The following is a 26,396-nucleotide window of genomic DNA, read 5'->3' as shown; positions in this document are numbered from 1 at the left end:
ATCACCCTTCGCGGCGAGCGACGCCTTGATTCGAGCCATTCTTGAAGCCCTGAATGCGATCTATAGGGCTGCCGGGTTAATGAACGCCTGCGCGGCTGCGCGCCACCGTGGCCCTGATCATTATGCTGCCGGAGTTCTACCAGCGATGAAACGCCGCGCTTTTCTTCAAGGCTGTTGTGCCGCTGCGCTTGCCGGCGCGGTGCCGCTGAGCACCTTCTGGCGCCCGGCTGTCGCTGGGCAGGGCAGCAGTGACGTGATCGTCTACGTCTTCTTGCGCGGCGGCATGGACGGCCTGCACCTGGTCGTGCCTTACGCTGGCGCCGAACGTAGTCACTACGAGATGCTGCGCTCGAACATGGCCATTCCCGAGTCGCGGCTGCGCCAGATCACGGACAATTGGGCGCTGCACCCGCGCGCCGGCGGCGGACCCGGCGACAGCATCGGCAGCACGCCGAAATGGCTGCGCCGGCTCTGGAACAGCGACAGGCTGGCCATTGTCCAGGGTGCGGGCATGCCCACCCACCTGTCGCGCAGTCATTTCGACGCCCAGGCCTGGATGGACCTGGGCACGCCCGGCAACAAGAGCACGGCCGATGGCTGGCTGACGCGCTACCTGGCCGCCGCCGACGGCCTGCCGGCCGCGGATATCGCGGCCGTTTTCGGTTTCTCCGACACCCGTCCGATGTCGCTGATGGGCTCGACTGCCGCGCTGACCGTGGCCTCGCCCGAGTCGTTCCGGATCGACGGTTTTCACTGGTCCTGGAACGAAAGCGACCCGGACCTGGCTGGTCATCAGGCCGCCCATCGCCGGCTCGATGCCTTGTGGAGCGCCGGCGGCAACAGCCCCTGTTACAGGCCGGGCGCGATACCGCCGAGGCGCTCGAGCAGATGCGCGCGATGAACTTCGAGGCCTACCAGCCCGACGGCGGAGCGCAGTATCCTGACGGCACGCTTGGCGACCAGCTTCGCAGCCTGGCGCAGCTGATCAAGCAGAACATGGGCATTGTCGCCGCCACCGTCGACTATGGCGGCTGGGACACGCACGCTGGCCAGGGCATGCCTGATCCCGGCAACCCGGATCACTACGACTACTACGGCATTCGCGTCGAGGAGCTTTCGCGGTCGCTCGACGCCTTCTACACCGATCTGGCCTCGTCATCGCAGGGCAATCTGATGAACCGCGTCAACGTGGTCGTGCTCAGCGAGTTCGGCCGCAAGATCCGGCCCAACGCCGCCAGCGGCACCGATCACGGCCACGGCAACGTCATGCTCGCGCTGGGCGGTCGCGTCAACGGTGGCATGCACGGCAGTTTTCCGGGGCTGGATGCCGGCTCGCTGCTCGAGGGCCAGGATCTTGCCACGACCACCGACTATCGGCAGGTGCTGGCCGAGGCGCTGGTGCGGCGCATGGGATTGCCGCCCGATCATCTTGACGCCGTTTTTCCGGGTATCGGGGGTTATTCGCCGCCGGGCGTTTTTGTACCCTGAGTGGTCTTTCCGCGGCGTGCCTGCAGGATTTGATGCACGCACCGGCTGAGTTGGTATGCTGATCTGCAGCTAAGACAGAGGTGATTGTGCATGGACAAGAAAACGCTGCTGGTCTTCGGCGCGACAGGCACCCAGGGCTATCCCGTGGTCGAGGCGGCGATCAACGCCGGCTGGGCGGTGCGTGCGGCGACCCGTGATCTGGATCAGGCACAGGAAATGCTGCCCGGAAGCGTCGACAAGGTGCACGCCGACCTGCTCGACAAAGACGATGTTCAGGCCGCAGCCGATGGGGTTGACGCTGTGTTTTTTCACCTGCCGGTGATGCCCGATCTGCCGGAGGCCGAGCGGATCGTTGACCATGTGCTTGCTGCCGCAGCCGATCGAAAGCTTGGGCGGGTGGTGTTTACCACCAGCGGCTATTGCGGTGACGACATGCCGCCGGGGCCCTTCGTTGACGGTCTGCGCCGGCTCTCCGAGCGGATTGTCTCGGCCGATGTGCCGGCGGTGGTTCTGCGCCCGACGCTCTATCTGGGTAACCTGGTGTGGCCACACGTGACCCGCGAGATTCGCGAGTACGGTCGCCTGATCTATCCGCCGCTGGATATCGATCAGCGTCTGAACTGGACTGCGACCGAAGATCAGGGGCGGATCGCAGTGGCTTGTCTGGACGCCGATGTGGTCGGCGAGGTGATTGACGTGGCCAGTCCCGAGGCGGTGTCCGCTCCCGAGCTCTGTCGCCTGCTGGTCGATGTCTACGGTCGCGAAGTGCATTATGCGCCGCTGAGTATCGACGCTTTTGCCGAGTCGATGAGCCACTATACCGGCAGCGCACATGCCGGCGAGCTTCTCGCCGGGCTGTATGCAGGCTATGCCAGTCTCGACGACGGGCCCCGGGTGGATACGGCGGCGCTGGAGCAGCGCCTGAATGTCAAGCTGACGCCCGTCAGCACCTGGGTGCGCGACCGCCTGGGTTACCTGCTTTCGCTCTACGGCTGACCGTCGTCGAGAAAGGCTTCGTAGTCCGGCAGTTCGTCGTCGCCGTCGCCGATGGCGTGGCGGCGGCGCTGCAGCCAGCCATCGCGCATGAAGGTATAAGGGTCGTAGGCGCTTCTGAGGTCTTCGTCGAGCGGCAGCAGAGCGTGGCGCAGCTGGAGCACGTTGAGCCCGATCAGGCCATAGCTGGACTCTTTCAACGTCCAGCGCCAGACGAAATCGGTATAGATGTCGGATCCGCGGCCCAGGCCATCGCGCAGGGTCGACGGCCCGAGAAACGGCAGCATGATGAAACGGCTGTCTTCCCAGCCCCAGACCGCCATGGTCTGACCGAAGTCTTCGTCGAAGCTCTCGATGCCGCTGTCGGTAGCCGGATCAAACAGGCCGGCCAGCCCCACGGTGGTGTTGACCAGAAAGCGCATGAACTCGGTACCGGCATCGGCCGGGCGGCCCTGCAGCAGCAGGTTGATCTGGTCAACCGGAGAGCGGATGTTGGCGAAAAAATTGCGAATGCCGCGCTGCGCCGGCGCCGGCGTGATCTTGCCGTAGCCGACCGCCAGCGGACGCACGATTGCCTGGTCTACTGCCGAGTTGAACTTGAAGACCTCGCGGTTGTAGTGCTCCCAGGGGTCCTGGGGATGGCGCTCGTCCGGTGGCGCCGGCGTGGTCGCGCAGCCGGCCAGCAAGATGACGACCGCGGCGGCCAGCAGCAGAGAGCGGGTCATTCCTGCGCTCCGGAGTCGGTATTTCCGGCCGCCTGCTCCCACCCCAGCAGCGGGGCAACCCCGGTCAGGCGGGCAATGACCTTCAGTGCCCGCGGCGGGGTGTCAAAATGCAGATCGGCACCGGCCTGCCGGGCCTGCGCTTGCCACTCCAGAAGCAGGGCCAGCGCGCTGGAGTCGGCGCTTTCGACCTTCTCCAGATTGATGCGCGAAGGCAGTGGTAGCTGCTTGAAGCGGTCGCGGTAGTGCCGCTCCAGCGCGGGCACTTCCCGGGCGGTCATTTGCCCTTCCAACCACAGTGTCTCGCCGCTGTCAGTCATCGATCTCCACCTCGTACTGCCCGCTTTGCAGGCGCTCGAGCATGTCGTCAAAGCTGGTCTCGCGAATCTCCTGATCGATCTGCGAGCGGAAGGTGGCCACGTAGGAAATGCCTTCGACGATAACGTCGAACACCTGCCAGCCTTCGTCGGTCTTGCGCATGACGTAATCCACCGGTGCTTTCTGGCTGCTGTCGAGCTGCACCCGGGTGCGCACCCGGGTCTGGCGCTCGGTGTTCTTGCCGGCCAGCGGCAGGATTTCGACACGCTCGTGGAGGTCGTAGTCGAGCAGGGCGGTGGCGTAGCGGTCGAGCAGCTGCGTGGCCAATGCGTCGGCAAACGCCTTGATCTGCTCTTGATCCCGGCCGCGGGCGTTGCGGCCCAGTACCAGGCGTGCCGAGTAGACTTCGTCGATGATCGGCAGCAGTGCCATCTTGACGTCGCGTTTGAGCTCTTCGGGGTCATCCCGGTAGTGCTGCCGGTTGTCCTGGATCAGTTCCGACAGATGTGCGGTGGTGTCGGCAATGACGGATGCCGGGTCGTCGGCTGCCTGAACCGCGCTGCCAGCAAGCAGAATCATGAGTCCCAGAATACGAATCACTGCTCTTCTCCTTCACCTTCGGTGTTGAACATGTAGCGGCTGATCAGCTGCTCGAGCACCATCGCCGAGCTGGTGATCAGAATGCTGTCGCCGTCTTGCAGCGCTTCGGGCGAACCCCCCGGCTCGAGGCCGATGTATTGATCCCCGAGAATGCCGCTGGTCAGGATCGAGGCCGAGGTGTCTTCGGGAAGCTGATCGTATTCGCTGCTGATGCGCATGGTTACTCGGGGTTCCAGGGTTTCCGGGTCGAGCACGATCGACTCGACCATGCCGATGGGCACCCCGCCCATGCTGACATTGGCGCGCGGCTTGAGGCCGCCGATGTTGGAGAATTCGGCGGTGACTTCGTAGTGCTCGCCCGACACCACGCCCCGGTCGGTAGCGTGCAGAGCAAGAAAGACGAGCGCGGCGATGGCCAGCAGCAGAAAAACGCCGGCGGTCAGTTCGATTTGTTGGGACGATCTCATGGTTTTCCCTTCAAAGCATGAATGCTGAAAGAACGAAGTCGAGCATCAGCACGACGATGGCGGTCGCGATCACGGTCTGGGTTGTTGCCAGGGCCACGCCTTCGCTGGTGGGGCGCGCCGACCAGCCGAACCAGACCGCCAGCCAGGCAGCCACGAAGCCGAAGCACACCGACTTGAGCATGCCGCCGCCGAAGTCGCGCATCAGCCCGACCGATGACTGCATGTTGGCCCAGAAGGTGGTTGGATCACTGCCCATCAGGTAGACGGCAAAGAAAATGCCGCCGACAATCGCGGTCAGGTTGAAGATCAGCACCAGCGCCGGCAGGGCAATCAGGCCGGCCAGCAGGCGCGGCTGCACGATGCGCTCCATCGGGTCGATGGCCATCAGGTCGAGCGCGTCAAGCTGCTCGGTGGCGCGCATCAGGCCGATTTCGGCGGTAATCGAGGTGCCCGCGCGCCCGGCAAACAGCAGGGCGGCCAGCACCGGGCCAAGCTCGCGAAACAAGGACAGGGCCAGCACCGTCGATACGGCATCGGCCGCGCCGAAGCGCGTCAGGGTGTCATAGGTTTGCAGCGTCAGCACCAGGCCGACGAAAAAGCCGCTGATGACGATGATGACCAGCGAGCGTACGCCGGCAAAATATACCTGGCGCAGGATCTCGCCCAGCTGGCGCGGGCCAAAGCGCATGCGCGAAATGGCCGTGAGCAGAAACAGGCCGGCTCGGCCAAGCTCGCGAACGGGGGCGGCCAGTACGGTATGTGATGGGCCGGCGCTCATCTCGTTTCCCCTTGCGTCAGCAGCTGCTCATCGAGCGTTGGGCCGGGATAGTGAAACGGCACCGGTCCGTCGGGCTGGCCCTGCATGAACTGGCGCACCAACGGGTTGTCGCTGGCGGCCAGCTCGTCGGGCGTGCCCGCAGCCACCAGACGACGGTCGGCGATGATGCAGGCGTGTTCGGCCAGCCGGGTCACCTCACGCACGTCGTGGGTGATGACGATGCTGGTGGTGCGCAGGGCCGCATTGATATCGCGGATCAAGCGCAGGGACACGCCGAGCGAGATCGGGTCGAGTCCGGCAAAAGGCTCGTCATAGATGACGGTCTGTGGGTCCAGCGCCATGGCGCGTGCGGTAGCGACGCGGCGCTTCATGCCGCCTGACAGCTCGGCCGGATAAAGATCGGCGGCGCCGCGCAGGCCCACCATCTCCAGTTTCATCAACACCACGCGGCGTATCAATGACGCGGGCAGATCGGTGTGCTCGCGCAGAGGCAAGGCGACGTTGTCAAAGGCCGTCAGGTCGGTAAACAGGGCGCCGTTTTGCAGCAGCACACCGATGTTGCGACGGACACGGCCCAGCGCCTTGCTGCCAAGGCGATCGACCCGCGTCTGACCGATCCACACCTCGCCAGCATCGGGCTTGAGCTGGCCGGTGATCAGCCGCAGCACGGTGGTCTTGCCCGCCCCGCTTGGGCCCATCACGGCCGTGACCTGCCCAGCGGGCACGTCGAGGTCGAAATCCTCGAGAATCGCACGCCCGCCCAGACGAACAGTCACGCCCTTGAGCGAAATGGCTATATCGGAAGCTTGACTCATATTGATTAGGATTATCCCGGCCTGTCCGTGATCCGACCGCAAAGGCGGCCGCAAGTTTGGTTTGCGTGCCGCCCGATCTGCGCTCGCTGCCGGTCGTTGCCCGCTTGCAGCAGTTAAAGAATGTAACGGCTCAGGTCTTCGTTTCCTGCCAGATCCTTCAGCGAGCGATCGACGTACTCGGCATCGACAACCACCTTTTCACTGCTGTGGTCGGGTGCAGAATACGAGACTTCCTCGAGCAGACGCTCCATGATCGTGTGCAGCCGTCGCGCGCCGATGTTCTCGGTCGATTCATTGACCGCGAAGCTGATTTCGGCCAGGCGGGTGATGGCGTCGTCGGTGAACTCCAGATCGAGGCCCTCGGTGGCCATTAATGCAACGTACTGCTCGGTCAGGCAGGCGTCAGGTTCGGTCAGGATGCGCTTGAAGTCCTCGACCGACAGGGCCCGCAGCTCCACGCGAATGGGCAGGCGACCCTGCAGCTCGGGCACCAGGTCGGAAGGTCTGGCGACATGGAAAGCGCCCGAGGCAATGAACAGAATGTGGTTGGTGCTGACCGGTCCGTAGCGCGTGTTGACCGTGGTGCCTTCGACCAGCGGCAACAGGTCACGTTGCACGCCCTCGCGCGAAATCTCGCCCGAGCCGCCTCCTTCGGCGCGGCGGGCCACCTTGTCGATTTCGTCAAGAAAGACGATGCCGTGCTGCTCCGCGATCTTGAGACCCTGCTGCTTGACCTCTTCGTCGTTGATCATGTGCGCAGCTTCTTCCTCGACCAGCACCGGGATGGCGTCCTTGACCTTCATGCGGCGCTTTTGCTTGCGCTGCCCGGACATGTTGGAAAACATCTGCTGGAGCTGGTTGGTCATCTCTTCCATGCCCGGCGGCGCCATGATCTCCACGCCCATGTGCATGTCGAGATCGACCTCGATCTCGCGCTCGTTGAAGTCGCCGTCGAGGAGCTTTCGCATCATCTTGCGCCGGGTCTCGGTGGAGGTATCGGTTTCCTCCTCTGGCGCATTGGCAAAGCCCGAACTCTGCTGGCGCGGCAGCATGATGTCGAGCACGCGCTCGACTGCCGCGTCTTCGGCGCGCGAGCGCACCTTGTTCATCGCCTCGTCGCGCGCCAGCTTGTAGCCCGCTTCGGTGAGGTCGCGGATAATGGACTCGACATCCTTGCCGACATAGCCCACCTCAGTGAACTTGGTCGCCTCGACCTTGATGAAGGGCGCCCTGGCCATCTTGGCCAGGCGGCGTGCGATTTCGGTCTTGCCGACACCGGTCGGCCCGATCATCAGGATGTTCTTGGGCGTGATCTCCGGCTGCAGCTTCTCGTCGACCTGCATGCGTCGCCAGCGGTTTCTCAGGGCGATGGCCACAGCGCGCTTGGCATCGGCCTGGCCAATGATGTGGCGATCCAGTTCCTGGACGATTTCGCGGGGTGTCATCTGCGTCATGATCTACTCGGTTGAGTTGGTGTCGAGCGTCTCGACGGTGAAATGGTGGTTGGTATAGATGCAGACCTCACCGGCAATCGTCAAAGCCTCGCGGCAGATCGCCTCGGCGTCGAGCTCGGTGTGGCGCTGCAGGGCGCGGGCGGCAGACTGGGCAAAGGGGCCGCCCGATCCGATCGCGATCAGGCCCTCTTCGGGCTCGATCACGTCGCCGTTGCCCGAGATGATCAGCGAGGCCTCGTGATCGGCCACCGCGAGCAGCGCTTCGAGGCGCCGCAGCAGGCGATCGGTGCGCCAGTCCTTGGCCAGCTCCACGGCCGCGCGAGTGAGATGGCCGGAATGCATCTCCAGCTTGCTTTCAAAGCGTTCGAACAAGGTGAAGGCGTCTGCCGTGGCGCCGGCAAAACCGGCCAGAATCTGGCCCTTGTACAGTCTTCTGACCTTGCGCGCGTTGGATTTCATGATCGTGTTGCCGAGCGTGACCTGGCCGTCGCCGGCAATCACCACCTGGTCGCCGCGCCGCACCGAAACGATGGTCGTGCCGCGATATTGTTCCATTGTCGTGGGCTCGCTGCCGTTGGGTGAGGGAAGAACATGGGGGTCTTTACGGCATGGGGCAAGGCAGGGGTGCGTAGAACCGAATCTCGATGGTCGAGACCGGCGTAGCCGGGCGGCTTGGGTGGTTGCTTATTCGGACTTCTTCCTCGCTCTCGGATGGGTCTCGTCGTAGACCTTTGCCAGGTGTTGAAAGTCCAGATGAGTGTAGATCTGCGTTGTGGTCAGATTGGCGTGGCCCAACAGCTCCTGAACGGCCCTGAGGTCGCCGGAAGACTCGAGGATGTGGGAAGCGAAGCTGTGCCTGAGCTGGTGCGGATGAACGCTCTGGTCGAGCCCCTGGCGCTGCGACCAGTAGGCGACGCGTTTCTGGATGGCGCGCACGCCAAGGGGTCGGCCCTTGAGGCTGGTGAATATGCGTCGCTGGTCGATGCCGGCGGCTGCGGCGTGAATCTTTTGCCACTGCCCGAGGGCGCGTACGGCATGCCGGCCCACCGGTACGATACGCTCCTTCCGCCCCTTGCCGAGTACTCGAACCATGCCCTCGCCGAGGTCGAGCTGATCCCAGACCAGACCGGCCAGTTCGCTGACCCGCAGGCCGGAAGCATAGAACAACTCGAGCATGGCGCGGTCGCGGATGGCGAGCTCGTTCTCTTCGGGAATCTCGAGCAGAGCCTGAACCTGATCGACATCGAGCACTTCCGGGAGTTTGCGCCGGACCTTCGGTGCGCGCACATCCTGTGCCGGATCGCCCGCGATGATCCGTTCGCGTCTGAGGTAGCGGAAAAAACGCCGCAGCCCGGACAGTCGGCGCTGCACGCTGCGCGGCGACAGGCCACGACGGTGCTCGCTGGCGGCAAAGCTGCGGACATCCGGCTGGGAAAGCGCCTCGATGCGCTCGATGCCGTGTTCGCGGCACCAGGCCGCGAGACGATCAAGATCGCGACGATAGGCGTCGATGGTCGCCGCGCTGAGCCCGGCCTCGTCTGCGGCATGGGCAAGAAAGGCGGAAATGGCCGCCCCGATATCCACGGCTCAAGCGCGCTTGCGTTCGTCCCCGGCGTTCTGCTCGAGGCGATGGCGAATGGTGGTGCCCAGAAGCTCGAGGAACAGCGTGCCCATGTTGGGATGGAAACGCTCAGGCGACTCCGCCCCGATGGCCAGCAGGCCCAGCCCCGCAATCGGTACCAGCGCGGCCGAGCCGATGGCGTCATGGGCGTCCGGGAACAGGGTTTCGAGCTTGGCGCGGGTGAGGCGCCCGAACTCGATGCGCTCACTTTCCAGCAGCTGCTCGAACCACCCGGGTACGCCGCGCTCGTGCAAGGCGACCGCCTGGCACTCGGCGAGGTCTGGCTGTGGCGCAAGCAGGTGCAGGCGCACGCTGCGGGCGTCGAAATCATCAGCCAGTCGCCGCGTCAGGCGCTCGACGAACTCGCCGCTGGAGGCCGCTGTCATCACCTCCAGCGTCAGCTGGTGCAGTCGCTGCATGAGCCGCTCGTTCTCGCCAGCGATGTCGGCCAGGGTTTCGAGCTGAGCTTGCAGCTGGTGATTCTCCCGCCGCAGCCGTGCCACCTGTACCTCGATCAGGGAGCTGGCGCCGGTTTCATGCGGCAGCTCGAGTGTGTCGAGCAGCTCCGGATGGCGCGTGAAAAAGTCGGCATGAGCCGCCAGCCACTCGGCGACGCGGTGTTCGTTCAATTGGCCGGGATCGGACATGGGATGACTCCTGCAAACACTTCACGGGCGGGTCCGGCGGTGGTTACCGCCTGCCCCTCTCCGCTCCAATCTATCACAAGCGATCCGCCCGGCTGCAGGATTTCGACCGGGCTGTCGACCTGGCGCAGGCGCAGCAGAATGGCGGCCGCGGCGCCGGCGCCGCTGCCGCAGGCCAGGGTCGGCCCGGCGCCGCGCTCGAACACCTGCAGATGGACGCGCCGCCGCGACTCGACGACCGCCAGGCCGACGTTGGCGCCGTCGGCGAGCGCCGGGTCCTGGCCCAGAGCCCGACCGATGTGCTCGACGCGTTCGGCCGACGGCCGCTCGGGTTCGATGACCAGCAGATGCGGGTTGCCCATCGAGGCGCCGTGCACCGCCAGCGTTTCCGGGCCCACTGAAAAAGTGCGGGGAAAGCCGGCGCTGCCTGGCAGCCCCACGGCTGCGGGTGAAAAATCCGGCACCGACAGCGTAGCGGCGATGTCATCGTCGCTGCGGTAGGCGATCGTGACCGTGCCGGCAGGCGTGCTCACCTCGACCTTGCCGGTCGTGCCGTCGGCCTGGTGGAGCCACAGCCCCAGCGCCCGCATGCCGTTGCCGCACTGCTCGGCGGTGCTGCCATCGGCGTTGCGGATCTCCACGCGGCAGTGATGCTCGGGATGTTCGGCGGCGTGCAGAACGAGCAGCTGATCGAATCCCACGCCGCGATGGCGGTCGGCCCACTGCCGCACCAGTTCATCGGGCACCGACAGCGACCGGCGCCGGGCGTCTATCAGCATGAAATCGTTGCCCAGCGCCTCGAGCTTGTGAAAGGCGAGCGCGTCTTTCGAGTCGGCGTTCATCGGCTCAGCCACCCGCGCCGGCAGGCTTCTTCTCGCCGTTGCGTGCGTCATCGTCTTGCGTGGTCGCGGGAGCCGTCGCAGCGTCCGCTGGGTCATCGGGCAGATAGAGATCGTCCTTGAGGCCGCAACCGCTGATCGACAGCGCGACCGTGCCCAACAGGACAACGACAAGGGCGGTTAAACTGGCACGCATGAATGACTCCAGTGACTTGCAACTTGAACGCCTGGTCCTCGAGACCGGCGAGGATCCGGAGCATGCCGTTATCTGGCTGCACGGCCTGGGTGCTGATGGGCATGACTTCGAGCCGATTGTACCGCAGCTCAACTGCGCTGCCCGCCGCCCGGTGCGCTTCATTTTCCCGCACGCCCCGCAAAGACCGGTGACCATCAATGGTGGCATGGCCATGCGCGCCTGGTACGACATTCTGGGCGTGGATATCGATCGCAACCAGGACATGGACGGCATTCGTGCGTCGCTGCGCCAGGTGGATGCCCTGGTCGACGAACAGGTTGCAGCGGGCATTCCATCCGGCAACCTGGTTCTGGCGGGGTTTTCCCAGGGCGGCGCGATTGCGTTGCGCTGCGGGCTGGCCCGGAACGGGCCTCTGGCCGGCGTGGTGGGGTTGTCGACCTACCTGCTCGGCGCCGAGCAGCTGACCGAATGGATGAGCGCGCAGGCACCATCGATGCCGGTTTTCATGGGGCACGGCAGCCAGGACCCGATTGTCCCCGTCGAGCTGGGCCAGGCCGGCGCCCGGCGGCTGGCCGCGGCCGGTCTCGAGGTCGCCTGGCAGACCTGGCCGATGCCGCATGCCGTGTGCGCCGAAGAGGTGCAAGCCATCGACCAGTGGCTGAGTGAGCGCCTGCAATGAGCGCGATGCGCGCCCTTGTCGTCGACGATGAACAGCCGGCGGCTGACCGCCTGGCGCGCCTGCTCGAAGCGCAGGCCGACGTTGCCGTCTGTGCGACCACCAATCGCGCCGACCAGGTGCTGGACCGATGCCACGAGCTGCTGCCCGACGTTGTGTTCCTGGACGTTGAAATGCCGGGCCTGAACGGTATCGAGGTGGCGCGCAGGCTGGGGCGGCTGGAGTCGCCGCCGGCCATCGTGTTCGTGACCGCCTTCGAGCAGTACGCCGTCGACGCCTTCGAGCTGGCGGCCGTCGACTATCTGGTCAAGCCGATTCGCCCTGAACGCCTGGCGCGTGCACTCGACCGGGCGCGCCACCGGCCGGTTGATCCGGCCGCCGTTGTGCGCACGCGGCTGGGAGACCGAGTGCTGACGATTCCCGTGGTCGACATCCGTGCCCTGGTGGCCGAAGACAAGTACACTGTCGTCCACTTCGACACGGGCGAGGCTCTGGTGGAAGACTCCCTGGTCAGCCTGGAGCGGCGTTACGCCCGCCAGTTCGTACGCATTCATCGCAAGGCCCTGGTAGCGCGTCGCTACCTGCGCGGTCTGTTTCGCGACGAGCAGGGGCAAGAACGCGTTGAGCTCGACGGCAGCGACTGCTGCCCCCCCGTAAGCCGCCGCAATCTGGCCCAGGTTCGCCAGATTCTCGACGGCCGTGACATCACTGAGGCGTGAACGACATGACAACTCTTAAAATCGCGACTCGCAAGTCCAAGCTGGCACTCTGGCAGAGCGAACACGTGGCCCAGCAGCTGCGCGCACGTTATCCCGAGATGGACGTCAGCCTGGTGCCGCTGAGCACGCGCGGCGATGAGATACTGGATCGCTCGCTGGCCGAGATCGGCGGCAAGGGGCTGTTTCTCAAGGAGCTGGAGCGCGCCATTCTCGACGGCGAGGCCGATATCGCCGTGCACTCGCTCAAGGACGTGCCGGCGGTACCGCCGCGGGAATTCGAGCTGGCTGCCTTTCTGCCTCGTGAGGACTGGCGCGATTGGTGGATTACCCGCACCGCGGCCCGGCCCGAAGATCTGCCCGCCGGGTCGAAGGTCGGCACGGCCAGCCTGCGCCGACAAAGCCAGCTGCTGGCCCGCTGGCCGCACCTTGAAGTGGTGACGGTGCGTGGCAATGTGCAAACCCGCCTGGCCCGGCTCGACTCGGGTGACGTCGATGCCCTGATTCTCGCCGCTGCCGGGCTGCGGCGCCTCGAAATCGGCCGCGAGCACACGCTGCCCCTGGAGCCGCCGTCGTTTCTGCCTTCAGCCGGGCAGGGCGTGATCGTGGTGCAGTGCCGCGCGGGCGAAAGCGACACCCTGGAAAAGCTCAGTGCGCTCAACTGCGACGACACCTACGACAGAATGCGCGCCGAGCGCGCGGTTGTGGCCGAGCTCGGCGGCGACTGCCGCATGCCGCTGGCGGCCTTCGCTCGCCTGGAGCAGGATCGCATCCGGCTGGATGCACGTCTGGCCAGCCCGGATGGCAGTGAGGTGCTCGATGCCCGGGTCGAAGGTGCTCGTTCCGAAGGTGAAAGTCTCGGCCAGGAAGCCGCCCGATCGCTGCTGGCACAGGGCGGGGAGAGAATCCTGTCACAGATTTGAAAGTCGGTCCGTTATTATCTGACTTTGGCTGGACATTGCCCGATAACTGTGTCAGAGTGTCTCAAAAGGTGGTCACAGGGGCTGATTACGATTTGCTTTCCGGGCGTCACCCACGGTGCAGTTTGCTGAGGTGCGTCCCCCTACTGCCAACGCCAACACGCAAGCCCCCAGCACTTTGGTGAGCTGTGCCAGACGCCCGGAATCCTCTTAAAGAAAAGCCTGCCCGATCGGCAGGCTTTTCTTGTATTCGGCGGCTGAAAAGAGAGAGCCTCGATGTCTGAAAAAACCCTTGTTCTGATCACACGCACGCAGCCGGCGGTCCAGAAGCTCATCGAGCGCGTAACCGAAATGGGCCATGAACCGCTGGAGTGCGCGCCATTTCAACTGCAGCCTCCTGAAAACCCTGAAGAAGTCGCCGATCAGCTGGCGACGGCGCTACCGGCCGATCGCGTCATCCTGACCAGTCATGAAGCCGTTCGTCAGGCGGTGGCGCTGGCGGGCACGGCGCTGCTCAACCGCGCTTTGATCATCGTGCCGGGCCAGGGCACCGCGTCGGTTGCGCATGAGCTCGGACTCGACAACGTCGTCTATCCGGAGCACTACGGCACCAGTGAGGCGATGTTGGCCATGCCCGAGCTGCAGGACGTCGACGGGCTCGATATCCTGATCCTGGCCGCCGCGGGCGGGCGCAGCCTGATGGGCGAAGTGCTCGAGCGGCGGGGCGCCCTGATGGAGCGTATCCATGTCTATCGCCGCGTGGCCTGTGAGCTGCCCGAGGGCGCAGCCCGGCGGATCACGGCGGCGCGTTCGCTGGTGACTCTGGGCGCGAGTCTCGAAGCGGTCAGGGGGCTGTTCGAGAATCTGCCTGAGGCCGCTGCCGAGCGTGTTCGCGAGGCGCCCCTGATCGTCCCGTCGCGGCGCGTGGCCGATTACGCCGAGCGCCAGGGTGCCCGAAAGTGCCTGGATGCAAGCGGTGCTTCCGACGACATCATGCTCGAGGTCATGTCCAGGCAACTTCGCTAGTCTCACACCGGATGGCGTTTTTGCGTTAATCTCGACGTTTATCCGCACGCGGCCTGCAGCGCCACCAGCGAGCCAATGAGCGACGACGACCACCGTTCCGAAAAAGAAGAAACCGGCGACAACCAAGCCGGGCGGAAACCCGCTGACGGCGGGTCTGCCGACCAGACACCACGGCGCCACGAGCCGACGGACACCACATCGTCGGACGTGCAGCCCGACCCCGACGCCGCCAAGCAGCGGGAGCAGCGCGCCGGGCCGCGTCGCGGCGGTGGCGCGCTGGCTGCGCTTGCGCTGATCGTAGCGCTGGGAGCGGCCGGGCTGGCAGGCTGGCAATGGTGGCTGGCCGAGAACGACCAGGCCGAAGCCGAGCCGGCGCTGGCCGCGGCTGTGGAAGAGCAGGGCGGGTCGCTGGAGTCACTGCAGGCGCGTACCGACGAGCTCTCGCAGCGACTGCAGGAAGCGCAGTCCCGTCTCGAGGAACTGAGTGAAGCGGTCGCCTCCAGCAGTGAGGAGCCCGAGGCGCTGCGCCGCCAGATCCAGGCCGCTGCCAGCGACCGCGAACAGATTCAGCAACGCCTGTCGACGCTGTCCGGGCAGGTCGATTCGGCACTCTCCGATTTCGAGGCCCGCCTGGAAGAGAGCGGCAACCTGCGCACCGATCGTATCGAGGAGCTGATGGATCAGGCGGGCCGCAAGGCCGCGCTGATGGAAGTGGTCGTGCTGCTGCGACAAGGACGTGCCCGCATCGAATTGGCTGATGATCGCGACGGCGCGCTGGCCGCCTGGCGCAGCGCCAGGGCGCGGCTTGGCAAGATCGACTCCGGCTCGTTCGAGCGGCTTCGCCAACGGCTTGCCCAGGAGCTGGAATCGCTCGAGTCGATGCAGGTAACCGACTGGCCGACGCTGATTGGCCGGCTGGCTGCCATCGAACAAGAGCTGGCCGGCTGGCCGCTGCGCAATGCCGGCGGCGACGGCGTGCAGGATCAGACCGCTGCCGGCGGCGAGCAGGGCGATGCGGGCTGGTGGTCGGGTCTGCGCGAAACCATGAGCGGCCTGGTGCGAGTTACGCCGCGGGAGTCAGCGCCGCTGACGCCGGCGGCTGCGGCAAGCGTTCGCACCCGACTTGCGCTGCATCTGGCAGCGGCCCAGATGGCCGCCGCCCGCCGCAGCGGCGAGGAGCTGCAGCTCCACCTGAAAACGGCTGAAGAGCTTGTGCGTGAACATTTCGACGTGACCAGTCGAGAGGTCGCCAGAGGGCTCGAGGCACTCTCCGAGGTGGCTTCGGCGCCGCAGGCGCTCGCGCTGCCTGAGCTGGGCGGCGCATTGGCGGAAGCCGAACGCCGAATCGCGGACTCGTGAAGCGCCTGCTCATCATCATTGCCGTGGCGTTTGCGCTGGTTGCCACGGCCCTGCTGGCGCCCTTTTTGGTCGAGGACCCGGGGCACGTGCAGCTCGATTTCGGGCGCTGGCGCGTGGAAACCTCCCTGCTGGTTCTGGTCGGGGCGGTACTCGCGTTCTGGATTCTGCTGTCGCTGCTGGTGGGCCTGTTGAGGCTGCCGGCCCGGACCATTCGCCGTGCCCGCGAAAGACGCTCCCGCCGCCAGCTGGAAACCGGCTTCCTGGCGCTGACCGAAGGCGACTGGCAGGGCGCCGAGCGCGCGCTGAAAAAATCCCTGAGTCATCGTGACTCGACCGCCGGTTATCTTGCCGCGGCGCGAGCCGCCCAGGGCCGCGGTGACCACTCTGGACGCGATCGCTGGCTCGAGCATGCCGACGGGCGATTCGGGCGGCGGCACTTCGTCACCAATCTGGCCCGCGCGCGGCTGCTGGCTGCCGAAGGCCAGGCCGAGGAAGCCACGGCGGTTCTGGAAAAACTGCATCTGAAAAAACCGCGTCACTCCGGGGTGTTGCGCCTGCTGCTCGAAAAATACCAGGAGCTGGGTCGCTGGCGTGATCTGCGGCTGCTGGCGCCGGCGTTGCGCCGGGTCGGCGTGGTCGATCGTGAACGCGCGCACGAGCTTGTTGTTCTGTCCGCCGAGCGCGAGCTGGGCGGCAGCCTGGACATTGATCATCTCGAATCGAGCTGGAAGGAGCTGCCGCGCAAGCTGCGTCAGCAGCGCACACTGGTCGCCGCCTACGCCCGTCGGGCCTCCGAGCTGGGACGGACGGCACGCGCATCGGGCCTGCTCGAGCGTCACCTGGCCGCCGAGCCGGACGACGAATTGCTGGCACTCTACGCCGTTGCAGATGAGGGCGAGCGCACGCACCGCATTCGACAATGCCAGAAGTGGCTGGCTTCGCATCCGGAGCACATTGGTCTCCAGGAAACCCTGGGTCTGCTCTACCTGGAAGATCGGCAGTATGAGCGTGCCGGCGAATGCCTGGAGACGGTGGTGAGAGAGCGTCCCAACAGCCGCGCCTATGCCGCCCTTGGCCGCGTGCTTGACCGCGCCGGCAAGCTCGAGGCTGCGGCCCAGTGCTATCGCAACGCACTGCGGCTTCGCAACGGCCGCGGCGCCGAGCCCCTGCCTGCGCCGTCAAAACCCGTCTGAGCGGGTCGAGACCCGCACCGCAAGCCGAACCGCAAGCGACGGCATAGATCAACGCATGTCGGCGCATCGCGCGCCGGGCAACGCATCAGCTCGGGTCAGGCGTCGGCAACGAGCCAGTGCATCGAGAACAGCTCATCCGGGTCAAGCCAGGCCTGTTCGGAGCGCAGTCCCGCTGCGGCCGCCAGCTGCCGGAAGGAAGCGAGTGAGTATTTGTGGCTGCTCTCGGTGTGAATGGACTCGCCGCTGGCAAATTCGAAGCTGTGCTGGCCAATCGCGATGCGGGTCGGCCGTTGCGCGGTCAGGTGCATCTCGATGCGTTTGTGCTCGTCGCTCCAGCGTGCCTGGTGGGCAAAGGCGCTCTTTTCCAGGCGGGCGCCGAGTTCGCGCTGCAGGCGTTCAAGCAGGTTGCGATTGAACTCCGCGGTCATGCCTTCGGCGTCGTCGTAGGCGGCCAGCAGGACCTCGATGGGCTTGATCAGGTCGACACCGATCAGGACAGCGCCCCGGGGCCCCGCCATGTCGCGCAGCCGCGCAAGAAAATCGACGGCCGGCTCGCGCTCGAAATTGCCGATGGTCGAGCCGGGGAAGTAGATGATGCGGCGCTTTGCCGCCGGCTCCAGAGCAAGCGTGGCCGGCGCGATCGTTTGGGTGTAGTCGGCCGCCAGCGGATGCATGGGGATATGTGGAAAGGCTCGTTCGAGCTCGCTTGTAGCCGCAGACAGGGCGGCAGCCGAGATGTCGATCGGCGTATAGGCGCGGGGGTGTTCCAGCGCCTCGAGCAGCAGCCGCGTCTTGACGCCGGCGCCGGAGCCAAGCTCGATCACATGGGCATCCGCTCCGATGCGCGCGGAGATATCGCTGATATGGGCTCGATGCAGGGCGAGATCGGCGCGGGTGACGTAGTATTCCCGCGTTTGGCAGATGCGTTCGAACAGCTCCGAACCCCTGGCATCGTAGAAGTACTTGCAGGGAATCGACGGCGGTCGCCGGGAAAGCCCCGCGATCACGTCTGCGCGGAAGCGTTCGGTTTCGACCCCGGCGGTCATCAGTTGCGCGCCAGCCTGATGCCGCTGAACTGCCAGCGATCGCCCGGATAGAAAAAATTGCGATAGCCGGCGCGGATGTGTCCCGCCGGTGTGGCGCAGCTGCCGCCGCGCAGCACCATCTGGTTGAGCATGAACTTGCCGTTGTATTCACCCACCGCGCCCGGCAGCGTTCTGAAGCCGGGGTAGGGAGCATAGCTCGAGGCGGTCCACTCCCAGACGTTGCCGAACAGGCCGGCCGGGGTGTCGGCGGACTGCTCGTCGGCCGTTGCGGCCGGGTGAAATCGGCCGTCCTCGGCGAACGGCCCGTCAGGCCCGCCGGCGGTGCTGGCGGCGAGTTCCCACTCGGCTTCGGTCGGCAGCCGGGCGCCAGCCCACTGGGCATAGGCGAAGGCTTCGTAGAAGCTCACGTGAGCCAGCGTTTCCTCCGGGTCAAGCTCGCGCAGCCCGCCCAGCGTATACAGCCACCAGCGGCCATCCTGATCCTGCTGCCAGTACAAGGGCGCGCGAATGCCGGTTTCCTGGAGCCAGGTCCAGCCATCGGAAAGCCAGAGGTCGGGGTCGTCGTAGCCGCCAGCCTGCATGAAGGCGAGGTACTCGCCGCAGGTCACCGGTCGCGAGGCCAGCTGAAAGGCTGCGATCACTTCGCGGTGGCGCGGCAGTTCGTTGTCAAAGCAGAAGCGGCCGTCGTCGTGGCTGCCGATTTCCGCGATCCTTTCTGCAAACGCCAGCCAGCGCAGCGGCGCAGCCGAGTGCGTACTGGTGGACGGACGCTCGACCCAGGCCGGATGCAGGGGGTTGTGGGCAAAAGCGTTTTTCAGGTCAGTGACGATCAATTCCTGATGTTGCTGCTCATGATTGAGCCCGAGCCGGACAAGGGCGGCGAGCTCGTTCCACCGGTTTTGCGGGCTGCGCTCGATCAGCTGACAGACGGCCTGGTCTACCGCGCGCCGATACGCGCCCACTTGTGCGACGTCGGGGCGCGTGATCAGGCCGCGCTTCGGTCGCGGGTACTGCTGGCCGATGCCGTTGTAGTAGGAATTGAACAGGTAGTTGAACTGCGGATGAAATTCCCGCCAGTGGTCGTCGAAAGGCTTGAGCAAGAAGGTTTCGAAAAACCAGCTGGTGTGTGCCCGGTGCCACTTGACCGGGCTGGTCGTGGGCATTGGCTGCAGAGTCTGGTCTTCCGCCGAGAGATTTTCGGCCAGCGATTCGGTAGCTGCGCGCACGCGCACAAAGTCCTGCACGAGCGTCGAGCGGCTGACAGACTCGAGCGCAACCCGGTTGCAGACCGGGGGGCGGTCGCTCCCGGTTCCATCGCCCCTGTGTTTGCGGTCGGCGTCGGCAGCCATCAGTCGATATCGTATTTCTTGATCTTGTAGCGCAGGGAGCGAAAGGAGATGCCGAGCTGACGGGCGGCTTCGGTCTTGTTGTATCGGGCGTCCACCAGGGCTTTTTCCAGAATTCGCCTTTCGATGTCTTCCATGTAGTCGTCGAGGCTGCGATCTTCGGGCGGGCTGACGTCAGCACCGCTGTCGTCGAGCATCGGCTGCTCGATGTTGAGATCCTCGACCGTGATTTCGTCATCTTCGCACATCGTGACCGCACGCTGGAGGATGTTGACCAGCTCGCGCACGTTGCCCGCAAACCTGTGGCTCTGGAGGCTGTCCATGGCGGCGGTGCCGAGCTTGCGCGGCGGCTCGCCCCACTGTTCGCCGATCACCCCCAGGAAATGCTCGGCCAGAAGCCGGATATCGCCGCGGCGATCGCGCAGGCTGGGCATGGGCAGGTCGATGACGTTGAGGCGATAGTAGAGGTCGTTGCGGAATTCACCCGACTCCACCAGCGGTCTGAGCGCCTTGTGCGTCGCCGAAAGGATGCGCACGTCGATCTTGAGTTCCTCGCGCCCGCCGATCGGGCGCACGCTTTTCTCCTGGATGGCGCGCAGCAGCTTGACCTGCATGCTGAGCGGCAGGTCAGCCACCTCGTCGAGGAAAAGCGTGCCGCCGTTGGCCGCCTGGAACAGCCCTTCCTTGTCTGCGTCGGCGCCGGTGAAGCTGCCCTTGATGTGGCCGAAGAATTCGCTTTCCATCAGCTCGGAGGGGATGGCTCCGCAGTTGACCGCTACAAACGGGCTTTCGGCGCGCGGGCCGAGGTCGTGAATCAGCTGGGCGGCAAGTTCCTTGCCGGTGCCCGACTCGCCGCTGATGAGAACCGGAGCCTGGCTGCGCGCCAGCTTGGTGATCGTCTGGCGAACCCGATCCATCGCCTGGGAGGTTCCGATCAGGCGCTGATGCAACAGGCTTTCGCCCTTGGGCGTGCCCGCAGCCGAGTCGTCCGGCTCGGGCTCCTGCCTGCGTGGCGGCGGTTCCGGGGCGCCGGCGATTTCGGCGTCATCCTCGCGCATCTTGATGGCGGTTCGCACCATGTTGCGCAGTACTTCCAGGTCAACCGGCTTGGATACGAAGTCGAAAGCCCCGTACTTGAGCGCGGTCACCGCGTCGTCGACCTTGCCGTAGGCGGTGATCATGGCCACCGGCATGTCGGGGTGGTCGCGCGAGATTTCCTTGATCAGGCTCAGCCCGTTGCCGTCGGGCAGGCGCATGTCGGTCAGGCAGAAGGCGTACTCGGTGCCGTTGGCCAGCAGGCGCCGGGCCGTCGACAGGTCTTCGGCGGTGTCGACGTCAAGCCCCATGCGGCTGAGGGTGATATCGAGCAGCTCCCTCAGATCGGGTTCGTCATCCACCACCAATGCGCGCATTTCGCTCATCAGCATCCTCTATTCGGAGATTACGGTCAGTTTCTGCCCACTACGCGCCGGGCGCGGGACTTGCGTTTGGCCTTTTCGTCTTCCTTCTTGCGCATTTCGTCTGTTTCCGGGCGCCGCAGCAGAATGCGGAAACAGGCGCCGCTGTTGGGTACCTGGACGTACTCCAGCGGTGCCTGGTTGGCGTCGCACAGCTGCCGGGCCAGGTAGAGCCCGAGGCCGGATCCCTGTTTATGGGTGGTAAAGAAGGGCTCGAAGACCTGCGAACGCTTTTCCAGCGGTATGCCCGGACCATTGTCGATGATATCGAGCGCAATTTCACGGTGGCCGCGGATCGGGCTGACCCGCAGGGTGATGACCGGCTCCCGGTCCTCCGTGCCGGCGTGCCTGAGCGCGTTTTCCATCAGGTTCCAGACAGCCTGGCTGAGCTGGCTGGTGTCGATCAATACCATGATCGAGGCCGAGGGCAGCTCGACCTTCACTCGGCTGGAATCGAGCTTGTGGTACTGACGGAAATCTCCGGCCAGTTTTCGCAGCCAGCTGATCAGATTGACCGAGTCGATGCGTGCCCGCTCCCGGCGTGAAAGCTTGAGCACGTTTTCGACGATGTCGTTCATGCGGGTGGCGTGGTTGAGAACCATGTCCACCAGCTTGCGGTCGGCCTTGTCGAGCTGCTCGGATTCGCCCAGCAGCTGCCCGGCGTGGCTGAGCGCGCCCAGCGGGTTGCGGATTTCGTGGGCAATACTGGCCGACAGCCGCGCCAGCGAGGCCTGCGCCAGATCGCGCGCGCGCCGCGTGACCACTGAGGTGTCTTCCAGAAAGATCAGGGTGGCCGCGGAATCGTTGATGCCGGGCATGGTCAGCATGGTCGGTACCACAGCCGACTGGGTGGACTGCAGCAGCAGGCCTTCATCCTCGGTTTTTCCGGTCTTGCGCCAGCGCTCGAGCCGGTCGGCCAGCGGCGGCGCGATGGTCTGCAGGTTGCGCTCGCTCACCGGCGGGTTGCCCAGCAGATACCAGGCGGCTTCGTTCATCTGCCGGATCCGGTCCTGCGCGTCGACCACCAGTACGCCTGAGCGCAGCTTGTGAATGATCAGCTCGTTGATATGCCCCAGATTGGCCAGGTCCAGCCCGCGCCGCTCGGCCAGCAGCTTGTATTCACGCCCCCAGCGCCCGAGCAGGGAGGCGCCAACGGCAATGCCGAAAGCGCCGACGCCGTACAGCCCCGGCTGAAACAGTACGCGGGGTTCCAGCGCGCCATGCCGGCTCAGCCAGGCGTCGGCCAGCAGGCCCAGCGCCACCAGGGAGGCAAACAGCAGCGTGGTTCTGAGGTCCAGGATCAGCCCGGCAATGCCGATATTGAACAGCAGCAGGATGACCAGCGCGCTTTCGATGCCGCCGAAGGCGTGCAGGATCAGGCTGACCAGGATCAGGTCGCTGGCCAGGGAAAACGACGCCAGTTCCGAGACATCGATGGATTTGCGCAGGTGCAGGACGAAGAAGCTGACGGCGCTGGCGGCATAGGTAATGGCTGCCGCCTGGGCCAGGAAGATGCGATAGCCCTCGATCTCGGCCGAGAGCACGCTGAAGACGGCCAGCAGGGCCGCGGCCGAGGCCAGCAGCCGGAATGAATTGAGATAATGGAGTGCGCGACCGACGACTTCTTCGTCTGCGACCAGCGTTCCGAAAGTTTTCACCTGAAACGCCCTCTGCTCGAAGTGGTTGGGGTCTTGAGTGCCGCCGTCGTGGACATGTATCTGGTGTGCGCCTGCCGCGGGAACCTCTGTCGGGGAGTATACTATCGCATTCCGGCGGCGGCCTGCCTCCGGTATCGACACGGGGAAAACGCCCCGGAAGCCGGATTGATAATCGGCCCGCCATGTTTCACACTATGCGGCTTTGGTCAAAGTCGGCCTTCTTACACATTCATTACACCAGACAGGTTTTCCAAGCATGAATTTTCACGAGTATCAGGCCAAGGAGCTGTTCGAGCAGTACGGAATCCCCGTGCCGGGCGGCCATCCGGCAACAACTGCCGATGAGGCCGTCGCGGCGGCGGAAAAGCTCGGCGGCAGCGAGTGGGTCGTCAAGGCCCAGGTCCACGCCGGCGGGCGTGGCAAGGCCGGCGGGGTCAAGCTGGTCTCGAGTCTCGAGGAGGTGCGCGAGGCGGCCGACAAGATGCTCGGCATGAGCATCGAGACCTACCAGACGGGTGGTCGCGCGTTGCCGGTCAACTCCGTGCTGGTTGCCGAAGCCACGGATATCAAACAGGAACTCTACCTGGGTGCCCTGGTGGACCGCAGCAGGAAATCGGTGGTGTTCATGGGCTCGGCCGCTGGCGGGGTCGATATCGAACAGGTTGCCGCCGACACGCCCGAAAAGATCATCACCGCGCCGGTGGACACCGCCGCGGGCTTCATGCCCTATCAGGCACGCCATATCGGCTATCGCATGGGGCTCAACGCCAAGCAGATCAAGCAGCTGGTCAAGATCATGGGCAGCCTCTATCGACTGTTCATGGAAAAGGACATCGATCTCATCGAGATCAACCCGCTGATCATCGACGGCAACGGCGATCTGGGCGCGCTCGACGCCAAGCTGACCGCCGACGACAACGCGCTGTTTCGCCACCCCGATATCGCCGAGATGCGCGATGAGTCGCAGGAAGATCCGACCGAGCTGGCCGCCAGCAAGCACGATCTGAACTACGTCACCCTCGACGGCAACATCGCTTGCATGGTCAACGGGGCCGGTCTGGCCATGGCGACCATGGACGTGATCAAACTGGCGGGCGGTGAGCCGGCCAACTTTCTCGACGTCGGTGGCGGCACCAACGCCGAGCGCGTCAAGGAGGCGTTCAAGCTGATTCTCTCCGACGACGAGGTCAAGGCCATTCTGGTCAATATCTTCGGTGGCATCGTGCGCTGCGACGCCATTGCCGAAGGCATCATCAATGCGGTCAAGGATGTCGAGATGAAGGTTCCGCTGGTCGTCCGGCTGGAAGGAACCAACGTGGACAAGGGCAAGGAAATGCTTGCCAACAGCGGCTTCGACATCATCGCTGCCGACGATCTCAATGACGGTGCGCGCAAGGCCGTGGAAGCGGCAGGCGCCTGAAGGAATTTGTAAATGAGTGTACTGATTGACAAGAAAACCAAAGTGATATGCCAGGGCTTTACCGGAAGTCAGGGCACGTTCCACTCCGAACAGGCCATTGAGTACGGCACCCGCATGGTTGGCGGCGTGACCCCGGGCAAGGGCGGTCAGGAGCATCTGGGCCTGCCGGTGTTCAATACCGTTGACGAAGCGGTGGAAGAAACCGGCGCGGAGGCATCGATGATTTTCGTGCCGCCGCCGTTTGCCGCCGATGCCATCCTCGAGGCGGCCGACGCCGGGGTGCGCGTGATCGTGTGCATTACCGAAGGTATCCCGGTGCTTGACATGATGCGTGTCAAGGCCGCGCTCGGCAACTACGATGACGTCACTCTGATCGGCCCGAACTGCCCGGGAATCATTACCCCCGACGAGTGCAAGATCGGCATCATGCCGGGTCCCATCCACAAGAAAGGCAAGATCGGCGTGGTCTCGCGCTCGGGTACGCTGACCTACGAGGCGGTCTATCAGACCACCAAGGTTGGCCTGGGACAGTCGACCTGCATTGGTATCGGTGGTGACCCGATCCAGGGCATGAGCTTTGTCGACTGCCTGTCGCTGTTCGAGCAGGATCCCGAAACCGAAGGCATCATCATGGTCGGCGAGATCGGTGGGTCGGCTGAAGAGGAAGCCGCGGAATACATTGCCGAGCACGTCAGCAAGCCGGTGGCCGCCTACATTGCCGGCGTGACCGCGCCGCCGGGCAAGCGCATGGGCCATGCCGGCGCCATCATCGCCGGTGGTCAGGGTACGGCTGAAGCCAAGTACGAGGCCCTGGAGCAGGCCGGCGTGACCACGGTGCGCTCGCCGACCGAGCTGGGCGACGCGATTGCCGGTCGTCTGAAGTAGCATCCCCGGCCCGGGTCAGCGGGCAAGGGGCCAAGACACGGGACCACCGAATCAACCGAAGACACCGAAACAGCACGACGTTCGGTGTCTTCGGTGAATTCGGTGGTTCCTGCATTTCAGGAGCTGGGTCGAGATGCTTCGAATCGCTTTGGCGCAGGACGATTTCCAGGTCGGCCATATCGCCGGCAACCGGGCACGCATGCTCGAATACCTTGTGCATGCACGCGATGAGCTCGGTGCGCAACTGCTCGTCTTTCCCGAACTGGCGCTGACGGGCTATCCACCCGAGGATCTGCTGCTGCGCCCGGCGTTCATGGACTCAGCCGCTGCTGCCCTGCGCGAGCTGGCAGCGCAAGTGCACGGCATCGACGTGGTCGTTGGTCACCCCCGTGTCGACGGCGACCAGCGCTTCAACTCCGTCTCCTGGCTGCGTGATGGCGAGATCATCGCCACCTACGACAAGTGGGAGCTGCCGAATCAGGGCGTGTTCGACGAGCATCGCTGGTTCCGAGCGGGCCATGCGCCGCTGGTCGTCGATGTGGCCGGAGTCCCGGTGGGCGTGGTCATCTGCGAGGATCTCTGGAGCAGCGCCGCGGTTGAAGCTTCCAAACAGGCCGGAGCCCGGCTCGTCATTTCGGTCAATGCCTCTCCTTTCCACGAGGGCAGGCAGCGCGAGCGCGCCGAGCTGCTTGCAGTGCGCCAGCGCGAGACCGGTCTGCCGCTGGTTTATCTCAACTGCATCGGCGGGCAGGACGAGCTGGTGTTTGACGGTCACTCGCTGGCAATTGACGGCCACGGCAAGCTATCCGATCCGGCCCCGCTGTGCGAAGAGGCTTTGCTGTGCCTGGACTTCGATCCCGACAGTCAGCGCTTTGACTATCGCCACTGGCCCGTCGGTGTCACCGAGAGACTGCCGCTTTTGTGGGAGGTGCTCAAGCGCGGGCTGAGGGACTATGCCCACAAGAACGGCTTTCAGTCGGTGGTGCTCGGTCTGTCGGGAGGAATCGATTCGGCGCTGGCCATGGCGCTGGCCGTTGACGCCCTGGGAGCCGAACACGTGCTGCCGGTCATGATGCCTTCGCGCCACACCGCCGAACTGTCGCTGATCCTGGCCAGTGAGCAGGTCTCGATGATGGGAACGCGTTTCGAGAATATTTCCATCGAGCCGATCTATCAGGCCCAGCTGAAGCAATTGACCGAAGTTTTCGCCGGCACGCGCGAGAACTTCACCGAAGAGAATCTGCAGGCCCGTGCGCGTGGCAACGTGGTCATGGCGCTGTCCAACAAGTTTGGCTACCTGCCGCTGGCAACCGGCAACAAGAGCGAGCTGGCGGTCGGGTATTCAACCATCTACGGCGACATGTCCGGCGGTTACAGCCCGCTGAAGGACGTTCTCAAGACCCTGGTCTATGATTTGGCGCGCTGGCGCAACGGTCTTTCGCCGGCGATTCCCGAAGGCGTGATCGAGCGCCCACCTTCAGCTGAGCTGGCGCCCGGCCAGCTTGACCAGGACAAGCTGCCGCCCTACGCGGTACTTGACGACATCATTGTCCGCTACGTGGAGCTCGACCAGTCCGTTGCCGAGATCGCTGCGGCCAACCCTGATGTCGGTGAAGCCGCAGTCAGGCGGATTGCCCGCATGGTGCTCGGAGCGGAGTTCAAGCGCCGGCAGGGCGCGCCGGGGCCGCGCATCACCTGCAAGGCGTTCGGGCGTGATCGGCGCTACCCGATAACCTCGGGATGGCGCGACAGCGGCTGA

The 26,396-nt window shown here is 64.9% G+C and carries 28 protein-coding genes; 12 read left to right on the top strand and 16 right to left on the bottom strand.

The window, feature by feature from the left end; translation table 11 throughout:
• The first annotated feature begins 145 nt into the window (after positions 1-145).
• From ACEWQZ_RS03100 to ACEWQZ_RS03090, 3 genes are all read left to right on the top strand, one after another.
• Positions 146-901, top strand: a complete 756-nt coding sequence (locus ACEWQZ_RS03100; RefSeq protein WP_476481612.1) for a DUF1501 domain-containing protein — start codon at positions 146-148, stop codon at positions 899-901.
• A complete protein-coding gene (locus tag ACEWQZ_RS03095) occupies positions 889-1,488 on the top strand; it encodes a DUF1501 domain-containing protein (RefSeq protein ID WP_476481611.1) in 600 nt (199 codons plus the stop codon). Before ACEWQZ_RS03100 ends, ACEWQZ_RS03095 begins: the two co-directional genes overlap by 13 nt.
• Before the next feature lie 90 nt (positions 1,489-1,578).
• The gene (locus ACEWQZ_RS03090; protein ID WP_476481610.1) at positions 1,579-2,484 is read left to right on the top strand and encodes an SDR family oxidoreductase; all 906 of its coding nucleotides are present in this window, start codon (positions 1,579-1,581) and stop codon (positions 2,482-2,484) included.
• On the opposite strand, the gene ACEWQZ_RS03085 is transcribed toward ACEWQZ_RS03090, so the two are convergent.
• From ACEWQZ_RS03085 to lptM, 12 genes are all read right to left on the bottom strand, one after another.
• Positions 2,475-3,206, bottom strand: a complete 732-nt coding sequence (locus ACEWQZ_RS03085) for an MlaA family lipoprotein (protein WP_476481609.1) — start codon at positions 3,204-3,206, stop codon at positions 2,475-2,477. The genes ACEWQZ_RS03090 and ACEWQZ_RS03085 overlap by 10 nt on opposite strands.
• Positions 3,203-3,523 (bottom strand): STAS domain-containing protein, encoded by a 321-nt coding sequence (locus ACEWQZ_RS03080; RefSeq protein WP_476481608.1) that lies wholly within the window; start codon positions 3,521-3,523, stop codon positions 3,203-3,205. The genes ACEWQZ_RS03085 and ACEWQZ_RS03080 overlap by 4 nt, the downstream gene beginning before the upstream one ends.
• Positions 3,516-4,121 carry an MlaC/ttg2D family ABC transporter substrate-binding protein gene (locus ACEWQZ_RS03075; protein WP_476481607.1) on the bottom strand — a complete coding sequence of 202 codons (606 nt, stop codon included), beginning with the start codon at positions 4,119-4,121 and terminating at the stop codon, positions 3,516-3,518. Before ACEWQZ_RS03075 ends, ACEWQZ_RS03080 begins: the two co-directional genes overlap by 8 nt.
• Positions 4,118-4,588: an outer membrane lipid asymmetry maintenance protein MlaD gene (gene mlaD / locus ACEWQZ_RS03070; RefSeq protein WP_476481606.1), complete on the bottom strand. Its 471-nt coding sequence runs from the start codon at positions 4,586-4,588 to the stop codon at positions 4,118-4,120. The genes ACEWQZ_RS03075 and mlaD overlap by 4 nt, the downstream gene beginning before the upstream one ends.
• 10 nt (positions 4,589-4,598) lie before the next feature.
• Entirely contained in the window at positions 4,599-5,366 is a 768-nt protein-coding gene (locus ACEWQZ_RS03065) for an MlaE family lipid ABC transporter permease subunit (protein ID WP_476481605.1), read from the bottom strand.
• Positions 5,363-6,181, bottom strand: coding sequence for an ABC transporter ATP-binding protein (locus ACEWQZ_RS03060; RefSeq protein ID WP_476481604.1), 819 nt, complete (start codon positions 6,179-6,181; stop codon positions 5,363-5,365). The genes ACEWQZ_RS03065 and ACEWQZ_RS03060 overlap by 4 nt, the downstream gene beginning before the upstream one ends.
• Before the next feature lie 113 nt (positions 6,182-6,294).
• Positions 6,295-7,635, bottom strand: coding sequence for an ATP-dependent protease ATPase subunit HslU (hslU, locus tag ACEWQZ_RS03055; RefSeq protein WP_476481603.1), 1,341 nt, complete (start codon positions 7,633-7,635; stop codon positions 6,295-6,297).
• Positions 7,636-7,638: 3 nt separating this feature from the next.
• Positions 7,639-8,190, bottom strand: coding sequence for an ATP-dependent protease subunit HslV (gene hslV / locus ACEWQZ_RS03050; RefSeq protein WP_476481602.1), 552 nt, complete (start codon positions 8,188-8,190; stop codon positions 7,639-7,641).
• 129 nt (positions 8,191-8,319) lie between these two features.
• Positions 8,320-9,219: a tyrosine recombinase XerC gene (xerC, locus tag ACEWQZ_RS03045; protein WP_476481601.1), complete on the bottom strand. Its 900-nt coding sequence runs from the start codon at positions 9,217-9,219 to the stop codon at positions 8,320-8,322.
• A 3-nt stretch (positions 9,220-9,222) separates the two neighbouring features.
• Complete coding sequence (locus ACEWQZ_RS03040) at positions 9,223-9,903, bottom strand: DUF484 family protein (RefSeq protein ID WP_476481600.1); 681 nt, start codon at positions 9,901-9,903, stop codon at positions 9,223-9,225.
• Positions 9,882-10,742: a diaminopimelate epimerase gene (gene dapF / locus ACEWQZ_RS03035; protein WP_476481599.1), complete on the bottom strand. Its 861-nt coding sequence runs from the start codon at positions 10,740-10,742 to the stop codon at positions 9,882-9,884. Before dapF ends, ACEWQZ_RS03040 begins: the two co-directional genes overlap by 22 nt.
• A 4-nt stretch (positions 10,743-10,746) precedes the next feature.
• Positions 10,747-10,935, bottom strand: coding sequence for an LPS translocon maturation chaperone LptM (gene lptM, locus ACEWQZ_RS03030; RefSeq protein ID WP_476481598.1), 189 nt, complete (start codon positions 10,933-10,935; stop codon positions 10,747-10,749).
• Here lptM and ACEWQZ_RS03025 point away from each other — a divergent pair.
• The 6 genes from ACEWQZ_RS03025 to ACEWQZ_RS03000 all read left to right on the top strand — a co-directional run bounded on the left by ACEWQZ_RS03025 (position 10,934) and on the right by ACEWQZ_RS03000 (position 16,825).
• On the top strand, positions 10,934-11,614 hold the full coding sequence (locus tag ACEWQZ_RS03025; protein WP_476481597.1) for an alpha/beta hydrolase: 681 nt from the start codon (positions 10,934-10,936) through the stop codon (positions 11,612-11,614). The genes lptM and ACEWQZ_RS03025 overlap by 2 nt on opposite strands.
• On the top strand, positions 11,611-12,330 hold the full coding sequence (locus ACEWQZ_RS03020; protein WP_476481596.1) for a LytR/AlgR family response regulator transcription factor: 720 nt from the start codon (positions 11,611-11,613) through the stop codon (positions 12,328-12,330). The genes ACEWQZ_RS03025 and ACEWQZ_RS03020 overlap by 4 nt, the downstream gene beginning before the upstream one ends.
• Positions 12,331-12,335: 5 nt before the next feature.
• The gene (gene hemC / locus ACEWQZ_RS03015) at positions 12,336-13,250 is read left to right on the top strand and encodes a hydroxymethylbilane synthase (RefSeq protein ID WP_476481595.1); all 915 of its coding nucleotides are present in this window, start codon (positions 12,336-12,338) and stop codon (positions 13,248-13,250) included.
• Positions 13,251-13,523: 273 nt separating this feature from the next.
• The gene (locus tag ACEWQZ_RS03010) at positions 13,524-14,273 is read left to right on the top strand and encodes a uroporphyrinogen-III synthase (RefSeq protein ID WP_476481594.1); all 750 of its coding nucleotides are present in this window, start codon (positions 13,524-13,526) and stop codon (positions 14,271-14,273) included.
• A gap of 75 nt (positions 14,274-14,348) precedes the next feature.
• A complete protein-coding gene (locus ACEWQZ_RS03005) occupies positions 14,349-15,632 on the top strand; it encodes a uroporphyrinogen-III C-methyltransferase (RefSeq protein WP_476481593.1) in 1,284 nt (427 codons plus the stop codon).
• Positions 15,629-16,825, top strand: coding sequence for a heme biosynthesis HemY N-terminal domain-containing protein (locus ACEWQZ_RS03000; RefSeq protein WP_476481592.1), 1,197 nt, complete (start codon positions 15,629-15,631; stop codon positions 16,823-16,825). Before ACEWQZ_RS03005 ends, ACEWQZ_RS03000 begins: the two co-directional genes overlap by 4 nt.
• Positions 16,826-16,920: 95 nt before the next feature.
• Here ACEWQZ_RS03000 and egtD read toward each other — a convergent pair whose 3' ends face one another.
• From egtD to ACEWQZ_RS02980, 4 genes are read right to left on the bottom strand one after another with little or no spacing between them, the layout of a single operon-like run.
• Positions 16,921-17,871, bottom strand: coding sequence for an L-histidine N(alpha)-methyltransferase (egtD, locus tag ACEWQZ_RS02995; RefSeq protein WP_476481591.1), 951 nt, complete (start codon positions 17,869-17,871; stop codon positions 16,921-16,923).
• Positions 17,871-19,220 carry an ergothioneine biosynthesis protein EgtB gene (egtB, locus tag ACEWQZ_RS02990; RefSeq protein WP_476481590.1) on the bottom strand — a complete coding sequence of 450 codons (1,350 nt, stop codon included), beginning with the start codon at positions 19,218-19,220 and terminating at the stop codon, positions 17,871-17,873. Before egtB ends, egtD begins: the two co-directional genes overlap by 1 nt.
• Positions 19,220-20,638, bottom strand: a complete 1,419-nt coding sequence (locus ACEWQZ_RS02985; protein ID WP_476481589.1) for a sigma-54-dependent transcriptional regulator — start codon at positions 20,636-20,638, stop codon at positions 19,220-19,222. The genes egtB and ACEWQZ_RS02985 overlap by 1 nt, the downstream gene beginning before the upstream one ends.
• Before the next feature lie 26 nt (positions 20,639-20,664).
• Positions 20,665-22,332 carry a two-component system sensor histidine kinase NtrB gene (locus tag ACEWQZ_RS02980; RefSeq protein WP_476481588.1) on the bottom strand — a complete coding sequence of 556 codons (1,668 nt, stop codon included), beginning with the start codon at positions 22,330-22,332 and terminating at the stop codon, positions 20,665-20,667.
• Positions 22,333-22,588: 256 nt separating this feature from the next.
• Here ACEWQZ_RS02980 and sucC point away from each other — a divergent pair, with 256 nt between their 5' ends.
• The 3 genes from sucC to ACEWQZ_RS02965 all read left to right on the top strand — a co-directional run bounded on the left by sucC (position 22,589) and on the right by ACEWQZ_RS02965 (position 26,396).
• Positions 22,589-23,752 carry an ADP-forming succinate--CoA ligase subunit beta gene (gene sucC / locus ACEWQZ_RS02975; RefSeq protein WP_476481587.1) on the top strand — a complete coding sequence of 388 codons (1,164 nt, stop codon included), beginning with the start codon at positions 22,589-22,591 and terminating at the stop codon, positions 23,750-23,752.
• A 12-nt stretch (positions 23,753-23,764) separates the two neighbouring features.
• The gene (gene sucD, locus ACEWQZ_RS02970; protein WP_476481586.1) at positions 23,765-24,637 is read left to right on the top strand and encodes a succinate--CoA ligase subunit alpha; all 873 of its coding nucleotides are present in this window, start codon (positions 23,765-23,767) and stop codon (positions 24,635-24,637) included.
• Positions 24,638-24,770: 133 nt separating this feature from the next.
• Positions 24,771-26,396: an NAD+ synthase gene (locus ACEWQZ_RS02965; protein WP_476481585.1), complete on the top strand. Its 1,626-nt coding sequence runs from the start codon at positions 24,771-24,773 to the stop codon at positions 26,394-26,396.

It is taken from the genome of Wenzhouxiangella sp. YN1, assembly GCF_056324145.1.
The sequence above is the reverse complement of the archived record's forward strand: the minus strand, read 5'-3'. Positions and strand labels throughout refer to the sequence as shown.

Coding starts and splice junctions, on each gene's coding strand:
- egtD (WP_476481591.1), bottom strand. CDS start 17,871: ATGACCGCCGGGGTCGAAACCGAACGCTTCCGCGCAGACGTGATCGCG.
- ACEWQZ_RS03060 (WP_476481604.1), bottom strand. CDS start 6,181: ATGAGTCAAGCTTCCGATATAGCCATTTCGCTCAAGGGCGTGACTGTT.
- ACEWQZ_RS03025 (WP_476481597.1), top strand. CDS start 10,934: ATGAATGACTCCAGTGACTTGCAACTTGAACGCCTGGTCCTCGAGACC.
- dapF (WP_476481599.1), bottom strand. CDS start 10,742: ATGAACGCCGACTCGAAAGACGCGCTCGCCTTTCACAAGCTCGAGGCG.
- hslU (WP_476481603.1), bottom strand. CDS start 7,635: ATGACGCAGATGACACCCCGCGAAATCGTCCAGGAACTGGATCGCCAC.
- hslV (WP_476481602.1), bottom strand. CDS start 8,190: ATGGAACAATATCGCGGCACGACCATCGTTTCGGTGCGGCGCGGCGAC.
- sucD (WP_476481586.1), top strand. CDS start 23,765: ATGAGTGTACTGATTGACAAGAAAACCAAAGTGATATGCCAGGGCTTT.
- ACEWQZ_RS03085 (WP_476481609.1), bottom strand. CDS start 3,206: ATGACCCGCTCTCTGCTGCTGGCCGCCGCGGTCGTCATCTTGCTGGCC.
- ACEWQZ_RS03010 (WP_476481594.1), top strand. CDS start 13,524: ATGTCTGAAAAAACCCTTGTTCTGATCACACGCACGCAGCCGGCGGTC.
- ACEWQZ_RS03040 (WP_476481600.1), bottom strand. CDS start 9,903: ATGTCCGATCCCGGCCAATTGAACGAACACCGCGTCGCCGAGTGGCTG.
- sucC (WP_476481587.1), top strand. CDS start 22,589: ATGAATTTTCACGAGTATCAGGCCAAGGAGCTGTTCGAGCAGTACGGA.
- egtB (WP_476481590.1), bottom strand. CDS start 19,220: ATGGCTGCCGACGCCGACCGCAAACACAGGGGCGATGGAACCGGGAGC.
- ACEWQZ_RS02965 (WP_476481585.1), top strand. CDS start 24,771: ATGCTTCGAATCGCTTTGGCGCAGGACGATTTCCAGGTCGGCCATATC.
- ACEWQZ_RS03090 (WP_476481610.1), top strand. CDS start 1,579: ATGGACAAGAAAACGCTGCTGGTCTTCGGCGCGACAGGCACCCAGGGC.
- ACEWQZ_RS03020 (WP_476481596.1), top strand. CDS start 11,611: ATGAGCGCGATGCGCGCCCTTGTCGTCGACGATGAACAGCCGGCGGCT.
- ACEWQZ_RS03100 (WP_476481612.1), top strand. CDS start 146: ATGAAACGCCGCGCTTTTCTTCAAGGCTGTTGTGCCGCTGCGCTTGCC.
- mlaD (WP_476481606.1), bottom strand. CDS start 4,588: ATGAGATCGTCCCAACAAATCGAACTGACCGCCGGCGTTTTTCTGCTG.
- ACEWQZ_RS03095 (WP_476481611.1), top strand. CDS start 889: ATGCGCGCGATGAACTTCGAGGCCTACCAGCCCGACGGCGGAGCGCAG.
- ACEWQZ_RS03080 (WP_476481608.1), bottom strand. CDS start 3,523: ATGACTGACAGCGGCGAGACACTGTGGTTGGAAGGGCAAATGACCGCC.
- ACEWQZ_RS03005 (WP_476481593.1), top strand. CDS start 14,349: ATGAGCGACGACGACCACCGTTCCGAAAAAGAAGAAACCGGCGACAAC.
- ACEWQZ_RS03065 (WP_476481605.1), bottom strand. CDS start 5,366: ATGAGCGCCGGCCCATCACATACCGTACTGGCCGCCCCCGTTCGCGAG.
- hemC (WP_476481595.1), top strand. CDS start 12,336: ATGACAACTCTTAAAATCGCGACTCGCAAGTCCAAGCTGGCACTCTGG.
- ACEWQZ_RS02985 (WP_476481589.1), bottom strand. CDS start 20,638: ATGAGCGAAATGCGCGCATTGGTGGTGGATGACGAACCCGATCTGAGG.
- lptM (WP_476481598.1), bottom strand. CDS start 10,935: ATGCGTGCCAGTTTAACCGCCCTTGTCGTTGTCCTGTTGGGCACGGTC.